24 protein-coding genes are annotated in these 25,762 nt (G+C 59.1%); 8 read left to right on the top strand and 16 right to left on the bottom strand.

Features of this window, described 5'->3' with window-relative positions:
- Positions 1 to 27 precede the first annotated feature (27 nt).
- The 8 genes from nudK to K7H94_RS05390 all read right to left on the bottom strand — a co-directional run bounded on the left by nudK (position 28) and on the right by K7H94_RS05390 (position 7,787).
- Complete coding sequence (gene nudK / locus K7H94_RS05425; RefSeq protein ID WP_021508055.1) at positions 28 to 606, bottom strand: GDP-mannose pyrophosphatase NudK; 579 nt, start codon at positions 604 to 606, stop codon at positions 28 to 30.
- 695 nt (positions 607 to 1,301) lie between these two features.
- A complete protein-coding gene (gene napC / locus K7H94_RS05420; RefSeq protein ID WP_031279803.1) occupies positions 1,302 to 1,886 on the bottom strand; it encodes a cytochrome c-type protein NapC in 585 nt (194 codons plus the stop codon).
- A gap of 7 nt (positions 1,887 to 1,893) precedes the next feature.
- Positions 1,894 to 2,325, bottom strand: coding sequence for a nitrate reductase cytochrome c-type subunit (gene napB / locus K7H94_RS05415; RefSeq protein ID WP_058758336.1), 432 nt, complete (start codon positions 2,323 to 2,325; stop codon positions 1,894 to 1,896).
- A gap of 11 nt (positions 2,326 to 2,336) precedes the next feature.
- Positions 2,337 to 4,823, bottom strand: coding sequence for a nitrate reductase catalytic subunit NapA (gene napA / locus K7H94_RS05410; protein WP_222951757.1), 2,487 nt, complete (start codon positions 4,821 to 4,823; stop codon positions 2,337 to 2,339).
- Entirely contained in the window at positions 4,820 to 5,098 is a 279-nt protein-coding gene (locus K7H94_RS05405) for a chaperone NapD (RefSeq protein ID WP_222951756.1), read from the bottom strand. The genes napA and K7H94_RS05405 overlap by 4 nt, the downstream gene beginning before the upstream one ends.
- Positions 5,088 to 5,558 carry a ferredoxin-type protein NapF gene (napF, locus tag K7H94_RS05400; RefSeq protein ID WP_058775675.1) on the bottom strand — a complete coding sequence of 157 codons (471 nt, stop codon included), beginning with the start codon at positions 5,556 to 5,558 and terminating at the stop codon, positions 5,088 to 5,090. The genes K7H94_RS05405 and napF overlap by 11 nt, the downstream gene beginning before the upstream one ends.
- A gap of 163 nt (positions 5,559 to 5,721) precedes the next feature.
- Positions 5,722 to 7,224, bottom strand: a complete 1,503-nt coding sequence (gene ansP, locus K7H94_RS05395) for an L-asparagine permease (protein ID WP_031279802.1) — start codon at positions 7,222 to 7,224, stop codon at positions 5,722 to 5,724.
- A 290-nt stretch (positions 7,225 to 7,514) separates the two neighbouring features.
- On the bottom strand, positions 7,515 to 7,787 hold the full coding sequence (locus tag K7H94_RS05390) for a YdgH/BhsA/McbA family protein (protein WP_058770823.1): 273 nt from the start codon (positions 7,785 to 7,787) through the stop codon (positions 7,515 to 7,517).
- Positions 7,788 to 8,026: 239 nt separating this feature from the next.
- On the opposite strand from K7H94_RS05390, the gene narQ reads away from it, so the two are divergent.
- From narQ to acrD, 3 genes are all read left to right on the top strand, one after another.
- Positions 8,027 to 9,715, top strand: coding sequence for a nitrate/nitrite two-component system sensor histidine kinase NarQ (narQ, locus tag K7H94_RS05385; protein WP_058758332.1), 1,689 nt, complete (start codon positions 8,027 to 8,029; stop codon positions 9,713 to 9,715).
- A gap of 41 nt (positions 9,716 to 9,756) precedes the next feature.
- Entirely contained in the window at positions 9,757 to 10,389 is a 633-nt protein-coding gene (locus tag K7H94_RS05380; RefSeq protein WP_031279800.1) for a response regulator, read from the top strand.
- A 195-nt stretch (positions 10,390 to 10,584) separates the two neighbouring features.
- Positions 10,585 to 13,701 carry a multidrug efflux RND transporter permease AcrD gene (acrD, locus tag K7H94_RS05375; RefSeq protein WP_021508044.1) on the top strand — a complete coding sequence of 1,039 codons (3,117 nt, stop codon included), beginning with the start codon at positions 10,585 to 10,587 and terminating at the stop codon, positions 13,699 to 13,701.
- A gap of 108 nt (positions 13,702 to 13,809) precedes the next feature.
- On the opposite strand, the gene ypfM is transcribed toward acrD, so the two are convergent.
- Positions 13,810 to 13,869: a protein YpfM gene (gene ypfM, locus K7H94_RS23290; RefSeq protein WP_104085366.1), complete on the bottom strand. Its 60-nt coding sequence runs from the start codon at positions 13,867 to 13,869 to the stop codon at positions 13,810 to 13,812.
- Between the two features lie 394 nt (positions 13,870 to 14,263).
- Here ypfM and K7H94_RS05365 point away from each other — a divergent pair, with 394 nt between their 5' ends.
- Genes K7H94_RS05365 through K7H94_RS05355 form a run of 3 tightly spaced genes read left to right on the top strand, consistent with a single transcriptional unit; the run spans position 14,264 to position 15,973 of the window.
- Positions 14,264 to 14,632, top strand: a complete 369-nt coding sequence (locus K7H94_RS05365) for an ArsC family reductase (protein ID WP_222951755.1) — start codon at positions 14,264 to 14,266, stop codon at positions 14,630 to 14,632.
- 1 nt (position 14,633) lies between these two features.
- Positions 14,634 to 15,761 (top strand): succinyl-diaminopimelate desuccinylase, encoded by a 1,128-nt coding sequence (gene dapE / locus K7H94_RS05360; RefSeq protein WP_058758329.1) that lies wholly within the window; start codon positions 14,634 to 14,636, stop codon positions 15,759 to 15,761.
- A 23-nt stretch (positions 15,762 to 15,784) separates the two neighbouring features.
- Positions 15,785 to 15,973 carry a YpfN family protein gene (locus K7H94_RS05355; protein WP_021508042.1) on the top strand — a complete coding sequence of 63 codons (189 nt, stop codon included), beginning with the start codon at positions 15,785 to 15,787 and terminating at the stop codon, positions 15,971 to 15,973.
- A 67-nt stretch (positions 15,974 to 16,040) separates the two neighbouring features.
- Here the strand turns inward: K7H94_RS05355 and ypfH are convergent, their stop codons facing one another.
- From ypfH to dapA, 6 genes are all read right to left on the bottom strand, one after another.
- Entirely contained in the window at positions 16,041 to 16,736 is a 696-nt protein-coding gene (gene ypfH, locus K7H94_RS05350) for an esterase (protein WP_021508041.1), read from the bottom strand.
- Between the two features lie 73 nt (positions 16,737 to 16,809).
- The gene (locus tag K7H94_RS05345; protein ID WP_222951754.1) at positions 16,810 to 18,786 is read right to left on the bottom strand and encodes a tRNA(Met) cytidine acetyltransferase TmcA; all 1,977 of its coding nucleotides are present in this window, start codon (positions 18,784 to 18,786) and stop codon (positions 16,810 to 16,812) included.
- Entirely contained in the window at positions 18,786 to 19,649 is an 864-nt protein-coding gene (gene ypfJ / locus K7H94_RS05340; protein ID WP_021506607.1) for a KPN_02809 family neutral zinc metallopeptidase, read from the bottom strand. The genes K7H94_RS05345 and ypfJ overlap by 1 nt, the downstream gene beginning before the upstream one ends.
- Before the next feature lie 206 nt (positions 19,650 to 19,855).
- Complete coding sequence (gene purC, locus K7H94_RS05335) at positions 19,856 to 20,569, bottom strand: phosphoribosylaminoimidazolesuccinocarboxamide synthase (protein ID WP_031279423.1); 714 nt, start codon at positions 20,567 to 20,569, stop codon at positions 19,856 to 19,858.
- Positions 20,570 to 20,713: 144 nt separating this feature from the next.
- Positions 20,714 to 21,745: an outer membrane protein assembly factor BamC gene (gene bamC / locus K7H94_RS05330; protein ID WP_021506605.1), complete on the bottom strand. Its 1,032-nt coding sequence runs from the start codon at positions 21,743 to 21,745 to the stop codon at positions 20,714 to 20,716.
- Between the two features lie 14 nt (positions 21,746 to 21,759).
- Complete coding sequence (gene dapA, locus K7H94_RS05325) at positions 21,760 to 22,638, bottom strand: 4-hydroxy-tetrahydrodipicolinate synthase (RefSeq protein WP_021506604.1); 879 nt, start codon at positions 22,636 to 22,638, stop codon at positions 21,760 to 21,762.
- 143 nt (positions 22,639 to 22,781) lie between these two features.
- On the opposite strand from dapA, the gene K7H94_RS05320 reads away from it, so the two are divergent.
- Complete coding sequence (locus tag K7H94_RS05320; RefSeq protein ID WP_059011708.1) at positions 22,782 to 23,348, top strand: glycine cleavage system transcriptional repressor; 567 nt, start codon at positions 22,782 to 22,784, stop codon at positions 23,346 to 23,348.
- Positions 23,349 to 23,490: 142 nt separating this feature from the next.
- The gene (gene bcp / locus K7H94_RS05315) at positions 23,491 to 23,958 is read left to right on the top strand and encodes a thioredoxin-dependent thiol peroxidase (RefSeq protein WP_021506602.1); all 468 of its coding nucleotides are present in this window, start codon (positions 23,491 to 23,493) and stop codon (positions 23,956 to 23,958) included.
- A 57-nt stretch (positions 23,959 to 24,015) separates the two neighbouring features.
- Here the strand turns inward: bcp and K7H94_RS05310 are convergent, their stop codons facing one another.
- Positions 24,016 to 25,611: a sensor domain-containing diguanylate cyclase gene (locus K7H94_RS05310; protein WP_150058742.1), complete on the bottom strand. Its 1,596-nt coding sequence runs from the start codon at positions 25,609 to 25,611 to the stop codon at positions 24,016 to 24,018.
- Positions 25,612 to 25,762: the final 151 nt, after the last annotated feature.

Raw genomic sequence — 25,762 nt, 5'->3', positions numbered from 1 at the left:
TGCCGGCCCTGCGAATCACCGCCGCGGTTATGCCTGCAACCAGCCCATCAGCTGCGCATAGTGCAGTAACATAATGGTTTTGCCGTCGCGAATGCGCCCCTCTTTCACCATCGCCAGCGCCTGAGGAAACGGCAGCTCGAGTACGGTGATCTCTTCATCTTCCACGCCACCGCCGTCGTTAGCGCGCTGCGCGTCGCTGTATTCAGCGGCGAAAAAGTGCAGCAATTCGGTCACGCCGCCTGGTGACATATAGGCCTCAAACAGCTTTTCGACCTTACCAACCTGATAGCCGGTCTCTTCCACCGCTTCTTTACGGATGCAATCTTCCGGCGTGTCGTTATCCAGCAGTCCGGCGCAGGTTTCAATCAGCTCACCGCTGGCGTTGTCATTAACATAGGTCGCGATGCGGAACTGACGAATCAGCACCACGCTGTTTTTTTCACGGTTGTAGAGCAGGATGGTGGCGCCGTTGCCGCGATCGTAGACTTCACGTTTGTGACGTACCACGTCGCCGTTGCTGCGGGTGAGTTCGTAGGTGTAGTTGCGCAGAATGAAATAATTATCAGACAGCAACTTATCTTTGATGATGTTGATCTTTAACGACATAGCCGCTCCACTGCGTAGCTGAGGGAGCCTGAGATAATAGGCCGAAGCCGCAGGGAAAACTATCTGAATTGTGGAGCAGATTGCCCGCGATGGCGTGAGGCTGTCAGTTAAGCATTACGCCTTTTCAACGCTCATGGCACGTGTCGTAGCGGCGCAATTTATCGCGCATCCGGGCAGCTGTGCAGTGATTAACTTAGCGCGATAAATCGCGCCGCTACAATGTGTGCAGGATGAGGGTGCAGAAATAAAATGCCGCTACGATGTGTGCAGGATGATGGTGCAGAAATAAAAAGCCGCACGAATCGTAGCGGCGCAATTTATTGCGCATCCGGGCAGCTGTGCAGTGATTAACTTAGCGCGATAAATCGCGCCGCTACAATGTGTGCAGGATGATGGTGCAGAAATAAAATGCCGCACGAATCGTAGCGGCGCAATTTATTGCGCATCAGGGCAGCTGTGCAGTGGTTAACTTAGCGCGATAAATCGCGCCGCTACAGTGTGCGCAGGATGATGGTGAAGAAATAAAATGCCGCACGAATCGTAGCGGCGCTATTCATTGCGCATCCGGACAGCTGTGCAGTGATTAACTTAGCGCGATAAATCGCGCCGCTACGATGTTGTGTGGTTTGCGGCTGCCTCAACCGGTCGGCACGAAAACCCTGATACCGCACCGGCAGGCGCGGCCAGGGTCGCGATCAAAAACCGTTTGGCTGGTCTTTCATATCCGGTAGATGGTGGGCAATGCCTTTGTGGCAGTCGATACAGGTCTGTCCGTCCTGCACCGCTTTGCTGTGCATTTTGGCGGCGACCGTTTTCTGCGCGGTGAAGTCCATATAATCGAAGTTGTGGCAGTTACGACACTCCTGCGAATTGTTGTTCTTCATCCGGCGCCACTCGTTCTGCGCCAGCTCGATACGCGTCTCTTCAAACTTCTGCGGCGTATCAATCAGGCCAAAGATCTTGGCGTACACCTCTTTACTCGCCTGGATCTTACGAATCATCTTCGGCCCCCACTCGTGCGGCACGTGACAATCCGGGCAGGTGGCGCGCACGCCGCTGCGGTTGTTGTAATGCACCGTCTGCATATATTCCTGATAGACGTTGTTGCGCATTTCGTGACAGCCAATACAGAACTGCTCGCGGTTGGTCATCTCCATCGCGGTGTTAAAACCGCCCCAGAAAATGATGCCGCCAGCAAAGCCAAGAATCAGCAGCGTGCCGAGCGCCAGACGGCTGGGGCGTCGCCACCAGCGCCAGATACGTATAAGTTTCTGTTTCATCGCCACCTCACTGCCCAAAGCCGTCAGCCGGCTTAAAGGTGTTTTCCACCACCGGTTTGGCATCGGTCTGCGGCACGTGACACTGCAGGCAGAAGTAGCGACGCGGCGATACCGTGCTGCTCACCACGCCGTCGCGGTCAGTAAAGTGCGTCGGACTGACGCGCGGCGCGCCGGTGGTCAGATAGCTCTGGGTGCCGTGACACTGCAGGCAGCGGTTCACGTTCTTCGTCACCTGGTAGCCCTCCACGCTGTGCGGGATCACCGGCGGCTGATTAACATAGTTCAGCGGCTTGCGGCTCTGCTCTTTGGGCTGATGAATGGTGCCCTGCTGCGTTGCCGTCACTTCCGGTGACTGATTGAGATCGACGCCGTTATTAGCGTACACCACGCCGCCCAGCATCAGGGCGGCAACGGTTACAAGAGTGATAAAAGGTTTCATTGCATCCTGCCTCAGATTTTCACCAGCTTAACGGCGCATTTTTTGTAATCGGTCTGCTTCGACAGCGGATCGGTGGCGTCCAGCGTGATGTTGTTGGCCAGCACGCCGGCATCAAAGAACGGCATAAATACCAGCCCCTGCGGCGGCTGATTACGCCCGCGCGTTTCCACGGTGGCGAGGGTTTCGCCACGACGCGATACCACGCGCACCTTCTCACCGCGACGGAAACCGCGATCTTTGGCGTCCAGCGGATGGATATACAGCAGCGCCTGCGGCACCGCGCGGTGCAGTTCCGGCACGCGGCGCGTCATGGTGCCGGTGTGCCAGTGCTCCAGCACGCGACCGGTGCAGAACCACAGGTCATATTCGGCATCCGGCGCTTCCGCTGGCGGCTCGTACGGCAGGGCAAAAATGGTGGCTTTGCCGTCCGGCTTACCGTAAAAACGTACCCCCTCACCGGCTTTCACGTAGCTGTCGAAACCTTCACGATAGCGCCAGCGCGTCTCTTTGCCGTCCACTACCGGCCAGCGCAGACCGCGCGCCTCGTGATAGGTATCGAACGGTGCGAGATCGTGACCGTGGCCGCGGCCAAAGCTGGCATACTCCTCGAACAGGCCTTTCTGAATATAGAAGCCGAACTCACGCGCTTCATCGTTAAGGCGGTCGTCGGCCACTTCGCTCAACGGAAACTGATTCACCTGGCCGTTGGCATACAGCACGTCGTAGAGAGTTTTGCCTTTCAGCTCAGGCTGCTGAGCAATCAGCGCCTCTGGCCACACGTCCTCAACGCGGAAGCGTTTGGCAAAGGTCACCAGCTGCCACAGATCCGATTTCGCCTCGCCCGGCGCTTTCACCTGCTGATGCCAGAACTGGGTACGGCGCTCGGCGTTGCCGTAGGCGCCCTCTTTCTCTACCCACATCGCCGTCGGCAGAATCAGGTCGGCAGACAGGGCGCTGACGGTCGGATACGGGTCGGATACCACCACAAAGTTGCGCGCATCGCGCCAGCCCGGCATGCGTTCCTGCGTCAGGTTCGGCCCGGCCTGCATGTTGTTGTTACACATCACCCAGTAGGCATTCAGCTTGCCGTCTTTCAGCGCGCGATCCTGCGCCACGGCGTGAAGACCGACTTTGGCTGGCACCGTGCCCTGTGGCAGCTTCCACAGTTTTTCAGCTAAAGCGCGGTGTTTGTCATTGTTCACCACCATGTCGGCTGGCAGACGGTGCGCAAACGTGCCCACTTCACGCGCGGTGCCACAGGCCGATGGCTGGCCGGTTAGCGAGAACGGTCCGGTGCCCGGACGGGAAATTTTGCCGGTCAGCAGGTGGATGTTGTAGCACAGGTTGTTCGCCCACACGCCGCGCGTATGCTGGTTGAAGCCCATGGTCCAGTAAGAGACCACCTTCACGTTCGGATTGGCGTACAGCTCCGCCAGCGCGATCAGCTGATCCTGCTCTACGCCGCTCATGGCGCTGGCTTTTTCCACCGTGTATTCCGCGACAAATTTCGCATATTCATCGAAGCTGATCGGCGTCGACTCGCCATTGTCCGGATTTTTCGCCGCCGCCTGCAGCGGATTGGTCGGGCGCAAACCGTAGCCGATATCCGTCACGCCTTTACGCAGCGTGACGTGATTCTGCAGGAAGGTTTTATCGACTTTGTTGTTCTGAATGATGTAGTTAGCGATGAAGTTGAGGATCGCCAGATCGCTCTGCGGCGTGAAGACGATGGCATTATCGGCCAGCTCGAAGCTGCGGTGGCGATAGGTCGACAGCACCGCCACTTTGACGTTGTCATTGCTGAGACGACGCGCGGTCAGGCGTGACCAGAGAATCGGGTGCATCTCGGCCATGTTCGATCCCCACAGCACAAACGCATCGGCCTGCTCGATATCATCGTAGCAGCCCATTGGTTCGTCCATGCCGAAGGTGCGCATAAAGCCCACCACCGCAGACGCCATGCAGTGGCGCGCGTTCGGATCGAGGTTGTTGGTGCGGAAGCCGGCTTTCATCAGCTTTGATGCAGCGTAACCTTCCCATACGGTCCACTGGCCGGAGCCAAACATGCCGACCGATTCCGGGCCGTTGGCTTTCAGCGCCGCCTTAAACTTCGCTTCCATGATGTCGAACGCCTGATCCCAGCTTACCGGGGTAAACTCGCCGTTCTTATCAAATTTGCCGTCGGTCATGCGCAGCAGCGGCTGGGTCAGACGATCTTTGCCGTACATGATCTTCGGCAGGAAGTAGCCTTTTATGCAGTTCAGACCGCGATTAACCTCTGCCTGCGGATCGCCCTGCGAGGCGACCACGCGGCCATTCTGCGTGCCGACCAGCACGCCACAGCCGGTGCCGCAAAACCGGCACGGCGCTTTTTCCCAGCGAATCGGCTCAGCCAGGCTGGTGGCCGCTTTGGTCACGTTCGGAATGGTGAGACCAGCAGCCGTTGCAGCAGCAGCCGCCGCATTGGCCTTCATAAAATCACGACGACTCAGGTTCATGATGCTTCCTTACAGGGTTCTTCAATTTCGTCTTGCTGGTGATAAACCAGCGATACCGCCAGCACATCCGGGATGTTGCGGGTGGCTTCAATGTTGCTCAGCAGCGTGGCGCCGTCGGCCGCGCCCAGCGTTAGCGCCAGCGTGCCGCGTGCGGCATCTTCCGCCGCAATGTCGCTATCGGCAAAGTTCAGTAGCGCCTGCCGCACCGCCGCGATCGCGGTCGGACGTGCCTGAATCACCAGGCCACATACGTGCCAGCTGTCGTTATTCGTCATGATGCAGTCCTGTGGCTGAGACCGGACACGGCGCGATACAGGCGCCACAGCCGGTGCAGTGTTGCGGAAGGATTTCCGGCTGGCCGATGCCGTTGGGCATCAGGCGAAAACGGATCGCCTGCTGCTCACAACTCTCCTGGCAGCTGCGACAGTTAACGCCGAGAAAAGCGATACAGCGGCTGTCGATGCGGATGCGCCGGCTAAAAGGTTCAGTGTCGCGCGGCTGAAACAGCGGCTGCGGGCAGACGTCGGCACAGGCAGCGCAAAAGGTGCATTCCCCCTGCAGAAAGTCGAGCTGCGGCGCTTCGCCAGCGGCGATGCGGATAATGCCGCTCTCGCAGGCTTCTACGCAGCGTCCACAGCCGTCACAGCCGCTCTCTCCCCGCCACCACGGCAACGCGATACCGCCGGCAGGCATGACGCGCTGCCCGGTAAAGAGTTCACGTCGCGACAGCGCCATCGGCTCACCTCAATGCGGGGATGTAGAGATGGTGCGTAAAATAACCTGAGGTTATGAAGGGCTATATCACCCGAAAGGTGTAATTCCCGATGCGGGATCAAGAGAAGGAGAATTGCAATAAAAACGGGGGCCGACTGGCCCCCGCAGGTGAGCATCGCTGTGATTAACGCGCGTTGTCTTCCGCCAGTTTAGGCGCCGCATCATCCTGATCATCATGATGATGCTCGTGCTCTTTCATCGCTTCCGCCTGCACGCGCTTACGCACGCCAAACCAGCCGAGCACCAGCAGCACGGCAATCAGCGGAATTGAAGCAATGGTGTAAGTGCCGTTCGGGTAGTCAAACGCCATCAGCACCAGCACGCTCACCAGGAACAGCAGCGTCAGCCACGAGGTAACCGGCGCCCACGGCAGCTTGAAGCTGACATCTTCCGCTTTGCCCTCTTTGATGGCTTTGCGCAGACGCATCTGGCACACCACGATGAACGCCCACGAGGAGATAATCCCCAGCGACGCCACGTTCAGGACGATCTCAAACACCTGCGACGGAACGTAGTAGTTGAGCACTACGCCGATCACGTACACGCCGATGGTCACCAGGATACCGGCGTACGGCACCTGCTGCTTACTCATCTTCGACATGAACTGCGGCGCCGAGCCGCCCATCGACATTGAACGCAGAATACGTCCGGTAGAGTACAGGCCCGAGTTCAGGCTCGACAGCGCCGCGCTCAGCACCACGATATTCATCACGCTGCCAATGTAAGGCACGCCCAGTTTGGAGAAGAAGGTGACGAACGGGCTTTGTCCGGCCTGATAGGCGTTCCACGGCAGCAGCAGTACCAGCAGCACCACGGAACCCACATAGAACAGGCCGATACGCCAGATCACGCTGTTGATGGCTTTCGGCAGCATGGTTTTCGGGTCTTTACACTCGCCCGCCGCCGTGCCCACCAGCTCAATCGAGGCGAAGGCAAACACCACGCCCTGTACCAGCACCAGCGCCGGCAGCAGACCGTGCGGGAACAGCCCGCCGTTGTCGGTGATCAGGTGGAAGCCGGTGGTGTTGCCGTCCAGCGGTTTACCGCTGCCGAGGAACACCACGCCGACAATCAGGAACACCACGATGGCCAGCACTTTCACCAGCGCGAACCAGAACTCCATCTCGGCGAACCATTTCACGCCGATCATGTTCATGGTGCCGACAATCGCCAGCGCCCCCAGCGCAAATACCCACTGCGGCACATCACCAAACGCGCCCCAGTAATGCATGTAAAGCGCCACCGCGGTGATATCGACGATACCGGTCATCGCCCAGTTAACGAAATACATCCAGCCCGCAACGTAGGACGCTTTTTCCCCGAGGAATTCACGCGCGTACGAAACAAAGCTGCCGCTGGAAGGGCGATGCAACACCAGCTCGCCCAACGCACGGAGAATAAAGAAGGAGAAGATACCGCACACCAGATACACCAGTGCCAGTGCCGGACCGGCCATCTGCAGACGCGCGCCGGCACCGAGGAACAGACCGGTACCGATAGCGCCGCCAATGGCGATCATTTGTACCTGACGGTTACCCATTGCTTTGTGGTAACCCGTGTCGTGAGAGTTAAGCCAGCGCCTTCTCGCAGCACGCTGTTCGGCTGGCGTTTTTTTAGTAGATTTCATAGCTTTCCTGTTTGTCCTGTCCATCAATCACCGCGTAACCAATCGATTGCGCCGGGCAGTGCGAAATGGGGTAAAACCGGCCCCTGAGCGGCGGAACGATGCCGCGCGGCGAGCCGGGAAATTACGGCGATGAATCCTACCCGTTCTGCATGAACGAAGCAAAATATACTGGCTGACTGCACGGGTTGATTTGTAATAATCCGTCGCGACGCACAAAAAAACCGGCCAGTGGGGTGGCCGGTAATCGGTGGCTACAGGAAAAAACTACCAGAGGGGAATAATGAAGGGCATTAACGGTAAATCTCGGCGCTGCCGCTCCACATGCTGGAATCGCCTGGATTCTGCATGCCAATGACGCGATAGTGGCTGGCGCCCATCTCTTCCGCTTTTTGCGACAGCTGACGGGTGGCGTCATCCAGCGAACCGCGCACGCCGCTCACCGAAACGGTGCCGCTGCTTTGCAGGTCCTGGGTTTGTGCCTCGCTTAACGGCGAGGCGGCAAAGGTAGTAAACGATGCGCTGGCAAGCAGTGCAGCAGTCATTACGGCATAACGTGTCTTCATGAGGTGCTCCTGTTGTCGTGCGGGAAAAGGGTTACGCGTCAAAGTATCGGCGAGCCAGTGCAAACCAGGCTGCGCGAGCGGTAAAAGCGTTCAATATTTCGCCAGCCAAACGCCGGTAATCCAGGGAAACGTAAACCGCAGTGAGTTTCTCTGGTAAAAGTAACCAGATGTGTCAATTTCGCGCTCGCACCCGCGCTGCGGCTGACTTATAATCCCCCGCTCTTGTAAGGGTTATTATTGTGATAGTGAAACGTCCCGTTACCCGCACCATTGCCCGCGCGCTCAGCGCGATTGTGCTGCTGTCGCTGTTAACCACCGGCCTGGCGCTGATGACGCTCTCCAGCAGTTTGCGCGATGCCGAAGCGGTGAATGTCGCCGGCTCGCTGCGCATGCAAATCTACCGGCTGGCGTGGGACAGCACACGCGATCCGCAGCAGCTGGCGCACCATATGCAGCAATATCAGCAGACGCTGGAGTCACCGGCGCTGCAACATCTGGAGCGTCCGTGGGTGCCGATTGAAGTCAGCAGCCGCTACCGCTATCTGCGCGACAGCTGGCCGGTACTGCAGGAGACGCTGCAGCCGGCGCGGGCGCAGGTGTACCAGCAGCGCGTGGCGGGCTACGTCAGTGAGATTGACCGCTTCGTGCTGGCGGTGCAGCACTATGCCGAGCTGAAAATGCATCTGGTGGCCGCCAGCAGCCTGTTCGGCTTTCTGGCGATTGTTGCACTGGCGCTGTGGAGCATTGGCTTTATTCGCCGCAACGTGGTGCGTCCGCTCGATTCGCTGGTCACCGCCAGTCAATACGTCGAACAGGCCAACTTCAGTTTTCCGCCGCTTTCCGTGCATCAGCCCAACGAGCTGGGCGTGCTGGCGCAGGCGTTTACCACCATGGCGGAGCGACTGCATTCACACTATCGCCTGCTGGAGTGCGCGGTACGCAATAAAACCGAAGATTTAACCCAGGCCAACCGCACGCTGTCGCTGCTGTATGAAAGCTCGCAGATTCTCACCGGCAGCCCGCTCAATCCCGAGCTGTTTCAGGGCCTGCTGCGGCTGGTGCAGCGGCGGGAAGCGCTGGAGGTGCTGCAAATCGCCAGCGAAGATATCGCTTTCCAGGCCGGCGTGCCCGCCGACGATCTCAGCTGGCAGCGGCTGCCGCTGCAGCAGGAAGAGCAGCGCCTCGGCGAACTGTGCTGGCAAACCCGCCGCGCGCCGCCGGCCGATGAGCTGATGCACAGCCTGGCCAACATGCTGGCGCGTGCACTGTGGATCTGGCAGACGCAGAAGCAGTATCAGCAAATGCTGCTGATTGAAGAGCGCGCCACCATTGCGCGCGAGCTGCACGATTCGCTGGCGCAGTCGCTCTCTTTTCTGCGTATCCAGCTGACGCTGCTGCGGCGTAATGTCGATAGCAGCCAGCCGCAGGCACAGGCGATCATCGCCGATTTTGATCGCGCGCTGGCCGAGGCGTATCAGCAGCTGCGCGAGCTGCTCACCACCTTCCGCCTGAGCATTGAACAGGCCGATTTAGTGCAGGCGATGCAGGCGATGATCGCCCCGCTGCAGGAGCAGTCGCAGGCGGCGATTACCTTTGACTATCAGCCTGGCCTGCAAACGCTGGATGCCCAGCAGCAGGTGCACGTGCTGCAGATTGCGCGCGAGGCGCTGCTCAATGCAATTCGTCACGCGCAGGCGCAGCAGATTCAGATTCGCTATCAGCGTGTCGCTGATGATGAGCACCTGCTGACCATCGAAGATGACGGCTGCGGTATCAATAGCGTAGAAGAGCCGCCGGGCCACTACGGGCTGACCATCATGGCCGAGCGCGCGGCGCGTCTCGCCGGCAGCTTACTGATTACCCCGCAGGCGCAGGGCACCTGCGTCACGCTGCGTTTTCCCGCCCGCCCCGCGCACCGGCTGGCTTAACGCATTACACTTAGCAAATGGATTGAAACTCTGGAGAACCTATGGCTCACCCTTCCCTGTCTATTATGATCGTTGACGATCATCCGCTGATGCGTCGCGGTATCCGCCAGTTGCTGGCGCTGGAACCGCGTCTGGAAGTGGTGGCTGAGGCGAATAACGGTACCGAAGCACTGGCCGAAGCGCGCCGTCTGGCACCGGATGTGATTCTGCTCGACCTGAATATGAAGGGCATGTCCGGGCTGGATACGCTGAAAGCGCTGCGCCACGAGGGCGTCGCGGCACGCATTCTGGTGCTGACGGTGTCCGACGCGCGCAGCGATATTTACGCCATGGTGGATGCCGGTGCCGATGGCTATCTGCTTAAAGACAGCGAACCGGAACTGCTGCTGGCGCAGGTAATGCGCGGCGCACAGGGCGAGAACGTGTTCAGCGAGGTGGTGGCAGAATATCTGGCGACCCGCCAGCCCAGCGTCAATCCGTTCAGACAGCTGACCGAGCGCGAGCTGGATGTGTTGCAGGAAGTGGCACGCGGCTTATCCAACAAAGAGATTGCCGCCACGCTGCACATTTCCGAAGAAACGGTAAAGGTGCACATCCGCAACCTGCTGCGTAAGCTCGACGTCCGTTCCCGCGTTGCGGCAACGGTGCTGTGGCTGGAGAGCCGCAATGTGTGATTGCGCACATAAAGCTGCTGCGACTTTTACACTTTCTCCATAATTTATCCACGATTCCCTAATTTGCCCCGCGTACAGTAAGCAGCAACCGGAGTTTTCAGGATCGCCCTTGCACTCCGCCAGCGTGAAGCGCAGCGTGCGACACGCTTTTACTAATAACAAGTACAAAGTACGCAGCTGAGGAGTGTCGGTTTCATGTCGAACTTTTTTATCGACCGCCCCATTTTTGCCTGGGTGCTGGCTATTTTGCTGTGCCTGTGTGGCACGCTGGCCATTATCTCGCTGCCGGTGGAACAGTATCCGGATCTCGCGCCGCCTAACGTGCGCATCACCGCCAACTATCCCGGCGCATCCGCGCAGACGCTGGAAAACACCGTAACCCAGGTTATCGAGCAGAATATGACGGGGATCGATAACCTGATGTACATGTCCTCGAACAGCAGCAATACCGGCCAGGCGCAGATCACCCTCACCTTTACCGCCGGCACTAACCCGGATGAAGCGCGGCAACAGGTACAGAATCAGCTGCAGAGCGCGCTGCGCAAGCTGCCGGCGGCGGTGCAGTCGCAGGGCGTCACGGTAAACAAAACCGGCGACAGCAACATTCTGATGATCGCCTTTGTCTCCACCGACGGCAGCATGGATAAACAGGATATTGCCGATTACGTTGCCAGTAACATTCAGGATCCACTCAGCCGCATCGACGGCGTCGGCCAGGTCGATGCCTACGGCTCGCAATACGCCATGCGCATCTGGCTCGATCCCAACAAGCTGATTAACTACGCGCTGACCACCGACGATGTGGTCAGCGCCATCGAATCGCAGAACACCCAGGTGGCGGTCGGTCAGGTCGGCGGGTTGCCGTCGGTGGACAAACAGGCGCTGAACGCCACGGTTAACGCCCAGTCAATGCTACAGACGCCCGCGCAGTTTCGCGCCATTACGCTGAAAACCAACACTGACGGTTCAGTGGTAACGCTCGGCGACGTGGCCACCATCGCCATGGGTGCCGAAAAGTATGACTTCCTGAGCCGCTATAACGGCCAGCCAGCATCCGGTCTCGGCATCAAGCTGGCCTCCGGCGCTAACGAGATGAACACCGACAAGCTGGTGCGCGCCCGTGTTGCTGAACTGGCGCAATACTTCCCGCACGGGCTGGAAGCCAAAGTGGCGTTTGAAACCACGCCGTTCGTCAAAGCCTCCATTAAGGACGTGGTGAAAACCCTGCTGGAAGCGATTCTGCTGGTGTTTCTGGTGATGTACCTGTTCCTGCAAAACTTCCGCGCCACGCTCATTCCCACCATTGCTGTGCCGGTGGTGCTGCTCGGCACCTTTGCGGTGCTGTACGCCTGCGGCTTCAGTATTAACACCCTGACCATGTTCGCCATGGTGCTGGCCATCGGGCTGCTGGTGGATGATGCCATCGTGGTGGTGGAAAACGTCGAGCGCATCATGAGCGAAGAGGGATTATCGCCGCGTGCCGCCACGCGTAAATCGATGGGGCAGATTCAGGGCGCGCTGGTGGGCATCGCGCTGGTGCTGTCCGCGGTGTTTGTGCCGATGGCATTCTTTGGCGGCACCGTGGGCGCTATCTATCGCCAGTTCTCCATCACCATTGTCTCGGCGATGGTGCTGTCGGTGCTGGTGGCGATGATTCTGACGCCCGCGCTGTGCTCCACGCTGCTCAAACCGCTGGCGCAGGGCCAGCACCATGGCCGGCGCGGATTTTTCGGCTGGTTTAACCGTCACTTCAATGCCAGCGCCGAACGCTACGAGCGCGGCGTGGCGCGCATTCTGCTGAAGAGCGGCCGCTGGCTGCTGCTCTACCTGGCGATTATCGGCGTGATGGCATTCCTGTTTATTCGTCTGCCTACCTCCTTCCTGCCGCTGGAAGATCGCGGCGTATTTCTTACTCAGGTACAACTGCCGCCGGGCTCGACGCTGCAGCAAACCTCGCAGGTGGTGGCAAAGGTTGAGGATTATTACCTGACTGCCGAAAAGGACAATGTGCTGTCGGTGTTCTCCACCATCGGTGCCGGTCCGGGCGGTAACGGACAAAACGTGGCGCGCCTGTTTGTGCGCCTGAAGGACTGGGAGCAGCGGCCAGGTCGCGATCGCACCTCGTTTGCCATCATCGATCGCGCCACCGCAGCCTTCAAAAAGATCAAAGAGGCACGCGTCATCGCCAGCAGTCCACCGGCGATCACCGGCATGGGCAGCTCCTCCGGCTTTGATATGGAATTGCAGGATCACGGCGGCATCGGGCACACCGAGCTGATGGCGATGCGCGATCGGCTGCTGGCGCTGGCCGACAACAATCCGGCGCTGTCGCGCGTGCGCCACAACGGGCTTGACGACAGCCCGCAGCTGCAGATTGATGTCGACCAGCGCAAAGCGCAGGCGCTCGGCGTCTCGCTGGATACCATCAACGACACCCTGACCACCGCCTGGGGCTCAACCTACGTGAATGATTTTCTCGATCGCGGCCGCGTGAAGAAGGTCTACGTCCAGGCCGCACCGGAATTCCGCATGCTGCCAGGCGACATTAACAAATGGTATGTGCGCAACAACAGTGGCGGCATGGTGCCGTTCTCCGCTTTCGCCACCAGCCACTGGGAGACCGGTTCACCGCGTCTTGAACGCTATAACGGCTATTCGTCGCTGGAGATTGTCGGCGAGGCGGCTAACGGCGTCAGCAGCGGCACGGCGATGGATGAGATGGAGAAACTGGTGGCGCAGCTGCCGCTCGGCGTTGGCTTCCAGTGGACCGGTGCCTCCTATCAGGAGCGTCTCTCCGGCTCGCAGGCACCGGCGCTGTATGCAATTTCGCTGCTGGTAGTGTTCCTGTGCCTCGCGGCGCTGTACGAGAGCTGGTCGATTCCGTTCTCGGTGATGCTGGTGGTGCCGCTGGGCGTGGTGGGCGCGCTGGTCGCCACCTGGCTGCGCGGACTGGAGAATGACGTCTACTTTCAGGTCGGGCTGCTGACGGTGATTGGTCTGTCGGCCAAGAATGCGATCCTGATCGTCGAGTTCGCCAATGAGATCAACAGCAAAGGGCGTGAACTGCTGGAGTCGACGCTGGAGGCATCGCGGCAGCGCCTGCGGCCGATTCTGATGACCTCGCTGGCCTTTATTTTCGGCGTGCTGCCGATGGCGATCAGCAGCGGTGCCGGTTCCGGCAGCCAGCATGCGGTCGGTACTGGCGTGATGGGCGGCATGATCTCCGCCACGGTACTGGCGATCTTCTTTGTGCCGCTGTTCTTTGTGCTGGTGCGCCGCCGCTTCCCGCTGCGGGCAAAGCCGCACGACTGAGGCTAACTCCGGGCAAATAAAAAGCCGCCATGATGAATGGCGGCTTTATTGATGTGTGCGGTAAGAATAACAGCAAGTTGGGAAGCGCCCTGCTTTTCTCTTCACGAATTACTTACGTAACATCGCTTCGATAAATTCTTTCCAGTTCCCCAGTTCGTGTTCAACCATAAAACCCTCTCTTCTTGTAGTGGCGATTTTACGCCGTTTTTTTCTACAGGTGAATACGTTTCCACCTCTCATCACTATCGGCAACTACCGCAGAAAGCTTGAATTTGCCGAAACTGCGGACTGACGCACATTTCAGCAACCTGTTAATGCGACTCATAAAAGCGCGGACTTAATCCGCCAGGCCCGTTTTTGCCGCCTAAGATAATTCTTAGATCGCTAATGATGCCGCAGGCGACAATTTCGCAGGTAAGTGAAAGCGTTTACTGGCCCTGATTAGCGGCGTTTATTGGCGTCGCGGCGAGATGAAAAACAGCGCTGCCACGCGTCTGACCTCACAGCCCATGGCGCGCTATGGTAAACTCGCGCTTTATTTAACACAGGACGGGAATACGCGATGACAGCGCAGTGGGTGATGTACGGAATTAAGAATTGCGACACCATAAAAAAAGCACGCAACTATTTGAGCACTTCCGGCATCGACTTTCATTTTCATGATTATCGCGCTGACGGGCTGGATGCGGCGCTGCTGCAATCCTTTATCGACCAGCTGGGGTATGACGTGCTGCTGAACATGCGCGGCACCACCTGGCGTCAGTTGCCGGAAGCGGAACGCGATGCCATCCGCGATGCGGCCAGCGCCAAAGCGCTGATGCTGGCGCACCCGGCGCTGATCAAACGTCCGGTGCTGGCGGCGCCAGACGGTACATTGCTGGTGGGTTTCAAAGAACCCGTTTATCACGCCTTTATCCAGGAGAAGTCATAACATGTTCTGTCCGGTTATTGAGCTGGCTCAGCAGCTTATTCGTCGCCCCTCGCTTAGTCCGGATGACGCCGGTTGCCAGGCCATGTTAATTGCGCGCCTGGAGGCGATTGGTTTCCACGTCGAGCCGATGCATATTGGCGATACGCTTAACTTCTGGGCCACGCGCGGCCAGGGCGAAACGCTGGCTTTTGCCGGGCACACTGATGTGGTGCCACCGGGCGATGCCAACCGCTGGATCAGCCCGCCGTTTGAACCGTCGATTCGCGACGGCATGCTGTTTGGCCGTGGCGCCGCTGACATGAAAGGCTCGCTGGCAGCGATGGTGGTGGCGGCCGAGCGCTTCATTGCTGCTCATCCCAATCATGCTGGCCGGCTGGCGTTTCTCATCACTTCCGATGAAGAAGCCAGCGCCGTCAACGGGACGGTAAAAGTGGTTGAGCGCCTGATGGCGCGCAACGAACGCATGGATTACTGCCTCGTCGGTGAACCGTCGAGCACCGAAGTGGTTGGCGACGTGGTGAAGAATGGCCGTCGCGGCTCGATGACCGCCAATCTGACCATTCACGGCGTGCAGGGCCACGTGGCGTATCCGCATCTGGCCGATAATCCTGTGCATCGCGCGATGCCGGCGCTCAACGAGCTGGTGGCGACCGAGTGGGATCAGGGCAACGAGTTCTTCCCGCCGACCAGCATGCAGATCGCCAACGTGCAGGCGGGAACCGGCAGTAACAATGTGATTCCCGGCGAGTTTTTCGTGCAGTTTAACTTCCGCTTCAGCACCGAACTGACCGATCAGATGATCAAAGATCGCGTGGCGGCGCTACTCGATCGCCACCAGCTGCGCTATACGCTGGAGTGGAATGTGTCCGGTCAGCCATTCCTGACTTCACGCGGCAAGCTGGTGGATGCGGTCGTCAACGCTGTGGCGCACTATAATGAGATCAAGCCGCAGCTGTTAACCACCGGCGGCACCTCTGACGGGCGCTTTATTGCCCGCATGGGCGCACAGGTGGTGGAACTCGGCCCGGTGAATGCCACTATTCATAAGATCAATGAGTGCGTGAAAGCCTCGGATTTGCAGCTGCTGAGCCGGATGTATCAGCGCATTATGGAACAGCTGATCGCCTGATGGCACCTTGAAGGAGAAACCTCATGGAATGGTTAAAAGAGTACTGGTGGGTGATTGTGATTCTGCTGATGGTGGGCGTGCTGATGAACGTCTATAAAGACCTGAAGCGCATCGATCATAAAAAATATATGGATAACAAACCGGATCTGCCACCGCATCGCGATTTCAACGATAAGTGGGACGATGACGACGACTGGCCGAAGAAGAAGTAGTCGCCGCCGATCGTTTAGCGTACAAGGTCGCCCTGCACGGCGACCTTTGTTTTATGGCGCGCCGGTCTCACACCATCATCACCACATCGTCGTCGCCCGGCTTCGCTCCGCTCAGCGCCTCATCAAAATAGCGGCGCGGCACGGTATAGCGCAGGTGATTCAGCGCCAGCTGCATGCTGCGTTCATCAATTGCGTGCGGCAGATCGTCAACGATATCCAGCGTCACATCGCCGCCCAGCGCAGTTAAGCGCTGCATCGCCGCTTCCGCATGCTGCATCGGCACCTGCTCGTCATAATCGCCGTGAATCAGGTGGATAGTGTTGCGCGTGCTGGCCTGCTCCGGCAGCGTGACGTAGCGGCCGCTAAAGGCCACCACGCGTCCCGCCAGATCCGGCTGGGCTTTTACGCCTTCCAGCACCATGGTGCCGCCCTGCGAAAAACCGACCAGCGCGGTGGCTTCCGGCCGCACGCCGCTCTGCTGCTGCCAGTGACGCACCGACTCGACAAAGGACGGCATCACCGCATCCACGCCCTGCTGCTGCGAGCGGTCGTGTTCCGGTATCTCGGCATACCACTGGCGGCCCTGCGGCGCGCTGGCCGGATAAGGTGCGCCCACCGACACCACCTGCGCCTGCGGAAACGCCTGCGCGAACCAGCTGCCAATCTGCGCCATCGAATCGGGGTTGTCGTTCACGCCGTGATACAGCAGAAACAGCTGCGCGGCGTTATCCGGTTGCTGAACAATTACATATCGTAGTGCCATAACGTCCTCCTCAAATCACTATACGCCGCTGACGGCAAAGTGATATTGGGAAAATTTGAACGAGATAATGGATTTATTGCAATGTGCCGAGGCGCTGCTGCCAGTGCTGCGCGGCAGCGGCATCCAGCATGATGAGTGCGTCAGCCGCCTCCGCGCGCAGCCTGAGCATCAGCGCTTTACGCCCGCTCACGCCGGCCAGCCGTGCCGCTTCACTCAGCGTTTGTTTTTGTTGCAGTATGGCACACAGCAACGGTGGCGATGCGACACCAGCCAGCCGCTGCAGCACCGGATAGCTGGCTTCATAGGGCCGCTGCGCCCAGGCAAACGCGGCCAGCAGCGGCCAGTCGTCGGCGCTGAGGGATTGATGGTCGGCGGACGACAGGGTCAGCGGCACCGCGATCAGCTTTTGCAGCCACGGCCAGTCGCGCGCCAGACGCTGCGCGGCACGCTGCTGCAGGGCTTCACCGGCTGGCGTCAGCGCACAAATCGCCATCGCCGCATAGCAACCGCTGCTGGCTTCGCGCTGTGAACCGATACGCACCAGCGTAAAGCCGCAGGCGCGCCAGAACTGCCACAGCGCTGCGGTGTAGCCAAAGCTCACCGACAGATAGTCCGCGCCCTGCGCCTGCTGCCGCGCCGTCGCCACCAGCGCACCACCAATACCGCGCTGGCGCTGTGCGGCCTGCACGGCAATGCGGCTGATGCGCAGCGAACGTAACGTCGCCGCTTCAGTAAAACCGGCATGTGCCGCTAATGACTGCGCCACCAGATTGCCGCGCGGACGACGTAAGCCGGCCCATACCGCCTGCGCCAGCGCAGCATCCAGTCCGCCCTCTTCCACCAGCCACAGCGCGCCGGTGACCTGCTGCGGCTGCCCGGCCAGCCAGAAATGCATGCCGGGCGCATCCAGCATACGTCGCAGGTCGAGCGGCGAGGTGCGATAGTGTGCGCTCGCCAGCAGACGATAGCCGGCCTGTAAGGCGTCGGCGTGCTGCGCGGGCGTAGCGGCAAAAATTGCTGTCTGCGCGGGTGCGTCGCAGGCTTCGGCCTCAGCAAACAGCAGCGCCGCGCTCAGCCACTGCTCCAGCGGATCCTGCGCCGACCAGCGCAGCGGCTCATCCAGCTGGAAGTAGCGCACCTGCGGCAGCGCGGCGCAGAAGCGCAGCATGAAACCGCGCCCGGTACCTTCGTAGCCCTGCACCGTGGTGGTCAGCAAAACGCGCGGAAAACGCTGCACCAGCTGCTGTAACAGCGGCGCGGGGATGGCCGCGGCCTCATCCACAATCAGCCATTCCGCCAGCGGCTGAGCCTCCTGTGGCTGAGCGAGAATCGTATCCGGGGCCATAAAGTTAAACTGCTCAGCGGCGAACTGCGCCAGCACCTCCGTCGAGGCCTTCGCTGGTGCCGTCACCAGCGCGCTTTGCGTCTGGCGCGCCAGCATCCCCGCCAGCGCCGATTTGCCGCGACCGCGCGGGGCGATGATCACCGCGACACCGGACGGCATGGCGCACAGCTGGCGGACAATCTGCGCCTGCTGCTCGGGGGCGCGACACTGCCACGGCGCGAAGAGCTGCGGCACCGGCAGGCGCGGCGTATGGTGCTGACGCAGCAGCATCACCTGCGCATCCTGCAGGATATGCTGTTGCAGATGGTGGATGAAATGCGGCGTGGCGATGGGCTGGTCGACATCAGCCCAGCGCAGGCTGTCGCGATCGGGCTGCGCCGGCCAGGCGTTCCAGTCTGGCGTCAGTAACAGCAGCCAGCTGCCGGCCCGCAGCGTCCCGGCCAGCGCAGCGAACGCTTCCGCGTGAAAGCCGTGGCGCGCATCGAAAATGGCATGCCGGAATTCCCGGCCCAGCAGGGTACGCAGCGCTGCAGGCGCGACGCGCTGCGGGAAGTCATCGCTGTCGCTGACCGTTAACCAGTCACCGGGCAGTGCGGCCTGCCATGTGGCCGCCTCCTGGCGCACCCAGCCAGCTTCACCGGCTATCACGCACAGACGGCGGATACCGGCTTGCTGCATCGCCGCCGTCAGTTCAGCATGCAACATCAGTTACTGGCGAAGGTGTTGCACTGGCCCGGATTGCCGCTGTCAAAACCGCGTTTGAACCAGGTGTAGCGCTGCTGTGAGGTGCCGTGAGTGAAGCTGTCCGGCACTACGCGCCCCTGACTTTGCTGCTGCAAACGATCGTCGCCAATCGCCTCGGCGGCGTTCAGCGCTTCCTGCAAATCGCCCACCTCAAGAATGTTCTCCTGCTGCATATAGTGACCCCAGACGCCAGCAAAGCAGTCCGCCTGCAGCTCCATCTTCACCGACAGCTGGTTCACCTGCGCCTGCGTGGCGCCCTGCTGCATCTGGCGCACTTTCGGTTCGATACCCAGCAGTTTCTGCACGTGATGCCCTACTTCGTGGGCGATGACGTAACCCTGGGCAAAATCCCCCCCGGCTCCGAGTTTGGTTTTCATGTCGTCATAGAAGGAGAGATCGATATATACCGTCTGATCGGCCGGGCAGTAGAACGGCCCCATTGCCGACTGGCCGGTGCCGCAGTTAGTGCGCGTCGCACCGCGATACATCACCAGCTTTGGCGGCGCGTATTGTTTGCCCATCTGCTGGAACAGTTTGCCCCAGGTATCTTCGGTGGTAGCGAGGATCACCGAGGTGAATTTGGCCGCCTCGTTATCCTGCGCCGAATTAACCTGACGCTGCTGCTGTTGCGACACCGGCGCGCCGCCTTCCAGCAGCGCGGTGAGGTCGTAGCCGTAATAGCCAGCGACCGCGACCACAATCAGCAGAATAATGCCGCCCTTGCCGCGCGGCAGACGAATCTGGCGTCCGCCAGAACTAAAACCCGGCGAATCGCCGCGACGATCTTCCACATTGTCGCTTTCACGACGCCCTTGCCAGCGCATGGCCTGCTCCTGTTATCAATGACTTTTGCATGATTTTAGTTGGCGGCAGAGGTTAGTACCAGCAATGCGATGCCAGCGGAGCGAGATTGCGCGCAGGGCGCAGCGTGAAGGCCGTAAACAGACAATAAAAAAGGCCGCCAGCCAGGGCGACCTTCATGCGCTGAAAGGTTTGCGTCTGTTATACCGTGACGCACACCGGCAGAAGCTTAGTCCAGTTTGACACCCAGACGGTGTGCCACTTCTTCGTACGCTTCGATCAGGCCGCCGAGGCTCTGACGGAAACGGTCTTTGTCCATCTTGTCCATGGTCTCTTTGTCCCACAGACGCGCGCCGTCTGGCGAGAATTCGTCGCCCAGCGTCACTTCACCTTTGAACAGACCAAACTCCAGCTTGAAGTCCACCAGAATCAGACCGGCATCATCAAACAGTTTGCTCAGCACTTCGTTGGCTTTGAAGGTCAGCTCCTGCATACGCGCCAGGTTGGCCTTGCTCACCCAGCCAAAGGTTTCGCAGTACGATTCGTTGACCATCGGGTCGTGTTTGGCGTCATCTTTCAGGAAGAGATCAAACAGCGGTGGATTGAGCAGCATGCCCTCTTCCACGCCCAGACGTTTCACCAGCGATCCGGCCGCCCGGTTGCGCACCACGCACTCTACCGGCACCATCTCCAGCTTTTTCACCAGCGCTTCGTTATCAGAAAGCAGCGCTTCCATCTGGGTCGGAATGCCCGCTTCCTGCAGTTTGGTCATGATGAAATGGTTGAACTTGTTGTTCACCATGCCTTTACGATCAAACTGCTCGATTCGTGCACCGTCTCCTGCTGACGTATCGTTGCGGAATTCAAGTACCAGCAGATCCGGATTGTCGGTGCTGTATACGGTTTTCGCTTTACCGCGATACAACTCAGCTCGCTTTTGCATCTTGTTAACTCCAAACATGAAAGAACCCGTGTTCAGCGGTGTTTCACCGCGCGATGACTGCCTGACGCAATCGTTTACCTCGCCGGGCGCTATTATGCCAAAACCAAAACAAAAAGGCCGGAGAATCTCCGGCCTTTATTGCATTTATTTGTTCAGCGCGCCCTGCAGGACCGCCACCAGCGCATCATTCTGCGCCTGGGTGAGTACGTGTCCTTTCGGATCGATGAACTGCAGGCTGCTGCGGTTATCGAGATCGCCCACCTGCAACTTGTAGTCGCCGTTTGGCAGTTCCGGATCTTTCGCGCCGATGGCGTCAAACGCGCTGCTGCCCGGCTGCTTGTAGGTCACTTTCAGACTGCCCTGCGAGCGGTTGTCATCGGTAACTTCCATGCCCATACGCTTCAGCGCCGCCGGCAGACGCTGCCAGGTGACGTTAAACGGTGAGCGCAGCACCAGCAGTGGCAGGCCGGTGTCGTCCGCGCCGCTCTGGACATCAATCTGTCCGCTGGCACGTCCGGCAGCCGCATCCTGGCTGGCGGTATCGATCTTATCCAGACCGGTGCTGATGTCATTCAGCATCTGACCGGTATAGCGCTGAACCTGGACCGGCGTAGTGACCGTCTGGCCCTGCTGCTGCAGTTCCAGCAGACGTACGGTCAGCACCTGCTGATAGCCCTGGTTCTGCACGCTGATCTGGTAACGGCCGCGATACTGGTTATCTTCGTCAGCACGGTTCCACTGCACCCAGTCGGTGGTGAGCTGCTGCGCCGCATCATCACGCTGGGCAACCGGGAATTTGTATGACTGCACCACGTTCACCACCTGCGACCAGATGGAGCCACGGCTGCTGTCAACCGCCAGCACGCCGGTATTACCGGTGAACTGCGCGCGGGTGCCGTTCATCAGCGCCAGCGGCTGCGCCGGCGGACGGATGTCGAGCTCTTTACCCAGCGCGCCTTTCGCCACGCTGTGCGGCACATCGTAATCACCATTCTGCAGCGGCAGAATCATGCCCGCCGGGGCTTTTAAATCATGCAGTTCAGGCGCCTGCAGGTAAGATTCATCACCGCTGACCTGGCGCTTATAACGCTGATCGCTGGAACAAGCTGTTAGCAGCATCAGGGTGGAGAGGCCCACCACGGTTGCCAGCGTCGAGCGCTTAACTGAATAACTCATTGATTCTCCCTAAATTATCGCAGACCCGCCTGGATCAGCGCCTGCGCGGTTTTCGCCTGACCGGCTTCGGTCAGCGGCGTCATCGGCAAGCGCAGCGTGTCATCGGCGATTAATCCTAGCTGTTTCGCGGCCCATTTCACCGGGATAGGATTCGGTTCACAGAAAAGCGTCTGGTGCAGGTGCATCAGACGCTGATTCAGGCGACGCGCTTCGGCAAATTTGCCCTCTTGTGCCAGCGCACAGAGTTCAACCATTTCACGTGCTGCAATGTTAGCCGTGACCGAAATAACGCCTTTGCCGCCCAGTTGCATGGAGTCCAGCGCTGTCGCGTCATCACCGCTGACAATAATGAACTCATCTCCAACCAGCTGTTGGATCTGCGAAATACGCGATAAGTTCCCGGTGGCCTCTTTGATTCCGATAATATTTTTGATTTCAGCCAGGCGGGCAACGGTTTCCGGCAGCATGTCACAGCCGGTACGTGACGGGACGTTATACAGCATCTGTGGCAGATCGGTGCTTTCGGCGATCGCTTTGAAGTGCTGGTACAGACCTTCCTGCGTCGGACGGTTGTAGTACGGGGTCACGGTGAGGCAGCCGACTACGCCGGTGCCGGTAAAGCGTTTTGTCAGAGAGATCCCTTCGGCGGTGGCATTCGCGCCGGTCCCGGCAATCACGGGAATGCGGCCATCGGCCAGCTCCAGGGTTTGCATCACCACATCGCCATGCTCTTCATGGCTGAGGGTCGCGGATTCGCCGGTGGTGCCAACAGAAACAATCGCCGCCGTACCGCTGGCGACATGATAATCAATCAGTTTTTTCAGACTTGCGCGGCAGACATCACCTTTTTCATTCAAAGGCGTAATGAGCGCAACAATACTTCCGGTGAACATGGGCTATCCCCTCGACAAACAAGTGCCTCATGTTACGTTTTCCGCCGAAAGAAAAGCAAGCGAGCCACGCCATTACCGCGCTTGTCAGCAGTTTTTTTTATGTTTACCTTATGGTTATTAGCGAACGTACAGGAAACGCCATTTTGCCGCAGTCACAGCCGCACCATCTGGTGATCACCGCTCTGGGCGTTGATCGTCCGGGTATCGTCAATACCATTACCCGCCACGTCAGCAGCTGCGGTTGCAATATTGAAGACAGCCGCCTGGCGATGCTGGGCGACGAGTTCACCTTTATTATGCTGCTCTCCGGCAGCTGGAACGCCATTACCCTGATTGAATCGACCCTGCCGATGAAGGGTGCCGAGCTGGAGCTGCTGATCGTGATGAAGCGAACTAACGCGCGCGTGACGCCGCCGATGCCCGCCACCGTCTGGGTACAGGTGGAAGTGCCGGACTCACCGCATATCATCGAACGCTTTACCGATCTGTTCGATAAACATCAGATGAACATCGCCGAGCTGGTGTCGCGCATTACGCCCGCCCAGGACGACGCGCCGCCGGTGCTCTATATTCAGATGACCGCGCACAGCCCGGCGAATCATGCCAGCGCACCGTTTGAGCAGGCTTTCCATAGGCTATGCGAAGAACTGCATGCACAAGGTTCAATTCGCCTCTATAGTGTCACCGACGACGCGCACAGCGCCGTCTGAGTCAGGCTCCGGGTTATTCCGCCACACACTCTGCCGCGCTGGCATACCGTGTAGTGAAATAACCCTGAGGTAAACTCCACCTGGCGCTTTTGCCGCTGATGGTGTATTACCCACAGCATGAAGAAAAAAATGGAGAGTTGTGATGAATCCACTGAAAGCCGGTGACACCGCACCGAAATTTAGCTTGCCCGATCAGGATGGCGAACAAGTAAATTTGGCCGACTTCCAGGGACAGCGCGTTCTGGTCTATTTCTACCCGAAAGCCATGACGCCGGGCTGCACCACGCAGGCCTGCGGTCTGCGCGATAACATGGATGATTTAAAGAAGGCGGGCGTGGAAGTGCTGGGCATCAGCACCGACAAGCCGGAAAAACTGTCTCGCTTTGTCGAGAAAGAACTACTCAACTTCACCCTGCTGTCGGATGAAGATCATCAGGTTTGCGAGCAGTTTGGCGTCTGGGGTGAGAAAACCTTTATGGGGAAAACCTACGACGGCATTCACCGCATCAGCTTCCTGATTGGCGGCGATGGCAAAGTGGAGAAGGTGTTCGACGATTTTAAAACCTCGAACCACCACGATATCGTGCTCGATTACCTGAAATCAGCCTGATTACCCGCGGGTGCCAGCCAGGCACCCGTTTTTTTATCCTGCTGTGACGCTGCGCGATTAATAGCGCGAAACCGTGCTGGCCAGCGCTTCCTGCCCGGCGATCACCACGCAGTTACGTCCGGCGTTTTTCGCCTGATACAGCGCATCATCGGCCTGCTTCAGAATCTGTTCCTGACTGCCGTGCGTCGGCTGCCAGCTGGCGATACCAATCGAAATCGTGATCTGCCCGACCGGATCAATCCAGCCGCCGGCAATGCTGGTGCGCACGCGCTCCGCAATCACCCGCGCTTCATCAGGGGCGGTGGCGGGAAGCAGCATCAGAAACTCTTCGCCGCCGTTCCGGCACACCACGTCGGTCTGACGCGCGCTCTGGCGCAACGTGCGCGCCACCTGTTTGATCACCTCGTCGCCAACATCATGCCCGAAGTTATCATTCACCCGTTTGAAGTGGTCAATATCCAGCGCCAGCACGGCAAACGGCTGCTGCATGGTATCGAAATAGTCGAGCACCGCGCTCAGGCCGCGGCGATTGAGCAGGCTGGTCATGGGATCGCTCTGCACCTCTGACTTGAGCCGGCCAATTTTATCCTGCACCAGACCAATACCGGTGAGCAGCGCGCGCTTCACCTGCGCCGCTTCAAAATACCAGGCGCGGATCACGCCAATTTCCCCGGAAACGCCCTGGGTATCCATCTGGCTGGCTTTGCGCGCCAGCTGCCACAGTGGCAAGGCAATCAGCCGGGCCAGAATCACCGCCACCAGCAGCGTCAGCAGCGCAAACGGCACCGAATTCTTCAGCACCTGAAGCAGCAGCCCGGAGAGCGGCGCCAGCGTAACGTTTGTCGGCTTGAGCGCCACCACCATCCAGCCGGTGGTGGGCACCACAGCGTAGCCCGCCAGCTTCGCCGTGCCCTCTTCCGTCAGCTGAACTTCGCCATTGCTGTGCTCCTGGCGCTGACGATCGCTGACGATGCCCGGCACATTTTTGCCAATCAGCTGATTGTTCTGGTGATACAGCACGCGGTTTTCGCGATCCAGCACATAAACATGGGTGCCGTCACGATAGTACTGCTCGCCGAGCAGCACGTTGAGAATGCTCTTTTTCTTCAGATAAATAGTGCCACCGACGTAGCCAAGATAGCGCCCATCGGTGCTCCATACCGGCCAGGAAACAAACACCAGCAGGTTATTGGTGGCAGAAATGGTGGGCCGGCTGACCATCGGCTGGCGCTGCGCCAGCGCTTCGCGCGAAGACTGGCTGGTGAGCTGCATGCCTTTCAGCATCAGCGATTCCGGCGAAATGGCTTTAATCACGCCGTTGCTGTCGACAATCGCCACCGAGTTAAAGCTGCTGGTCTGCTCGCGCAGTCGGTTCACTTCCTGCTGCTGCAGTTCGGGATTGTCGAAATCTTTACCCAGTTGATTGGCGCTGTAGTGCAGCTGCGACTGCGCCAGCTGGAAAAACACTTCGGTGGTGGCCGCCAGCTTGGTGGCGTAAGCGCGATTGGCTTCGAGGGTGCTTTCGATCAGCACCATGCGCTGTACGCGCCAGGTGGCGTACAGCGTATTAGCCAGTGTGATGACGATGCTGGTGATCGCCAGCAGCGCAATCAGCGTGCGCAGATCAGTTTTTGGCCGGATGCGCGTTAACATGGCGCAACCGCCCTGGTGAGTAGCTTCATAAGTTAGCGTGCCTGACTATCTTGTTATAATTGGAGGTGTTTACCCTGGTGAGGTAACAGACAATTGTACACCTCTGAGCCAAATTGACTACGACGCAGACCCTCAGGAACGCTTTTTTATT

This window comes from Pantoea dispersa (genome assembly GCF_019890955.1).
GTDB classification, from domain to species: domain Bacteria; phylum Pseudomonadota; class Gammaproteobacteria; order Enterobacterales; family Enterobacteriaceae; genus Pantoea; species Pantoea dispersa.
Note: the sequence above shows the minus strand (reverse complement) of the source record. Positions and strands in the feature narration are given on the sequence as shown.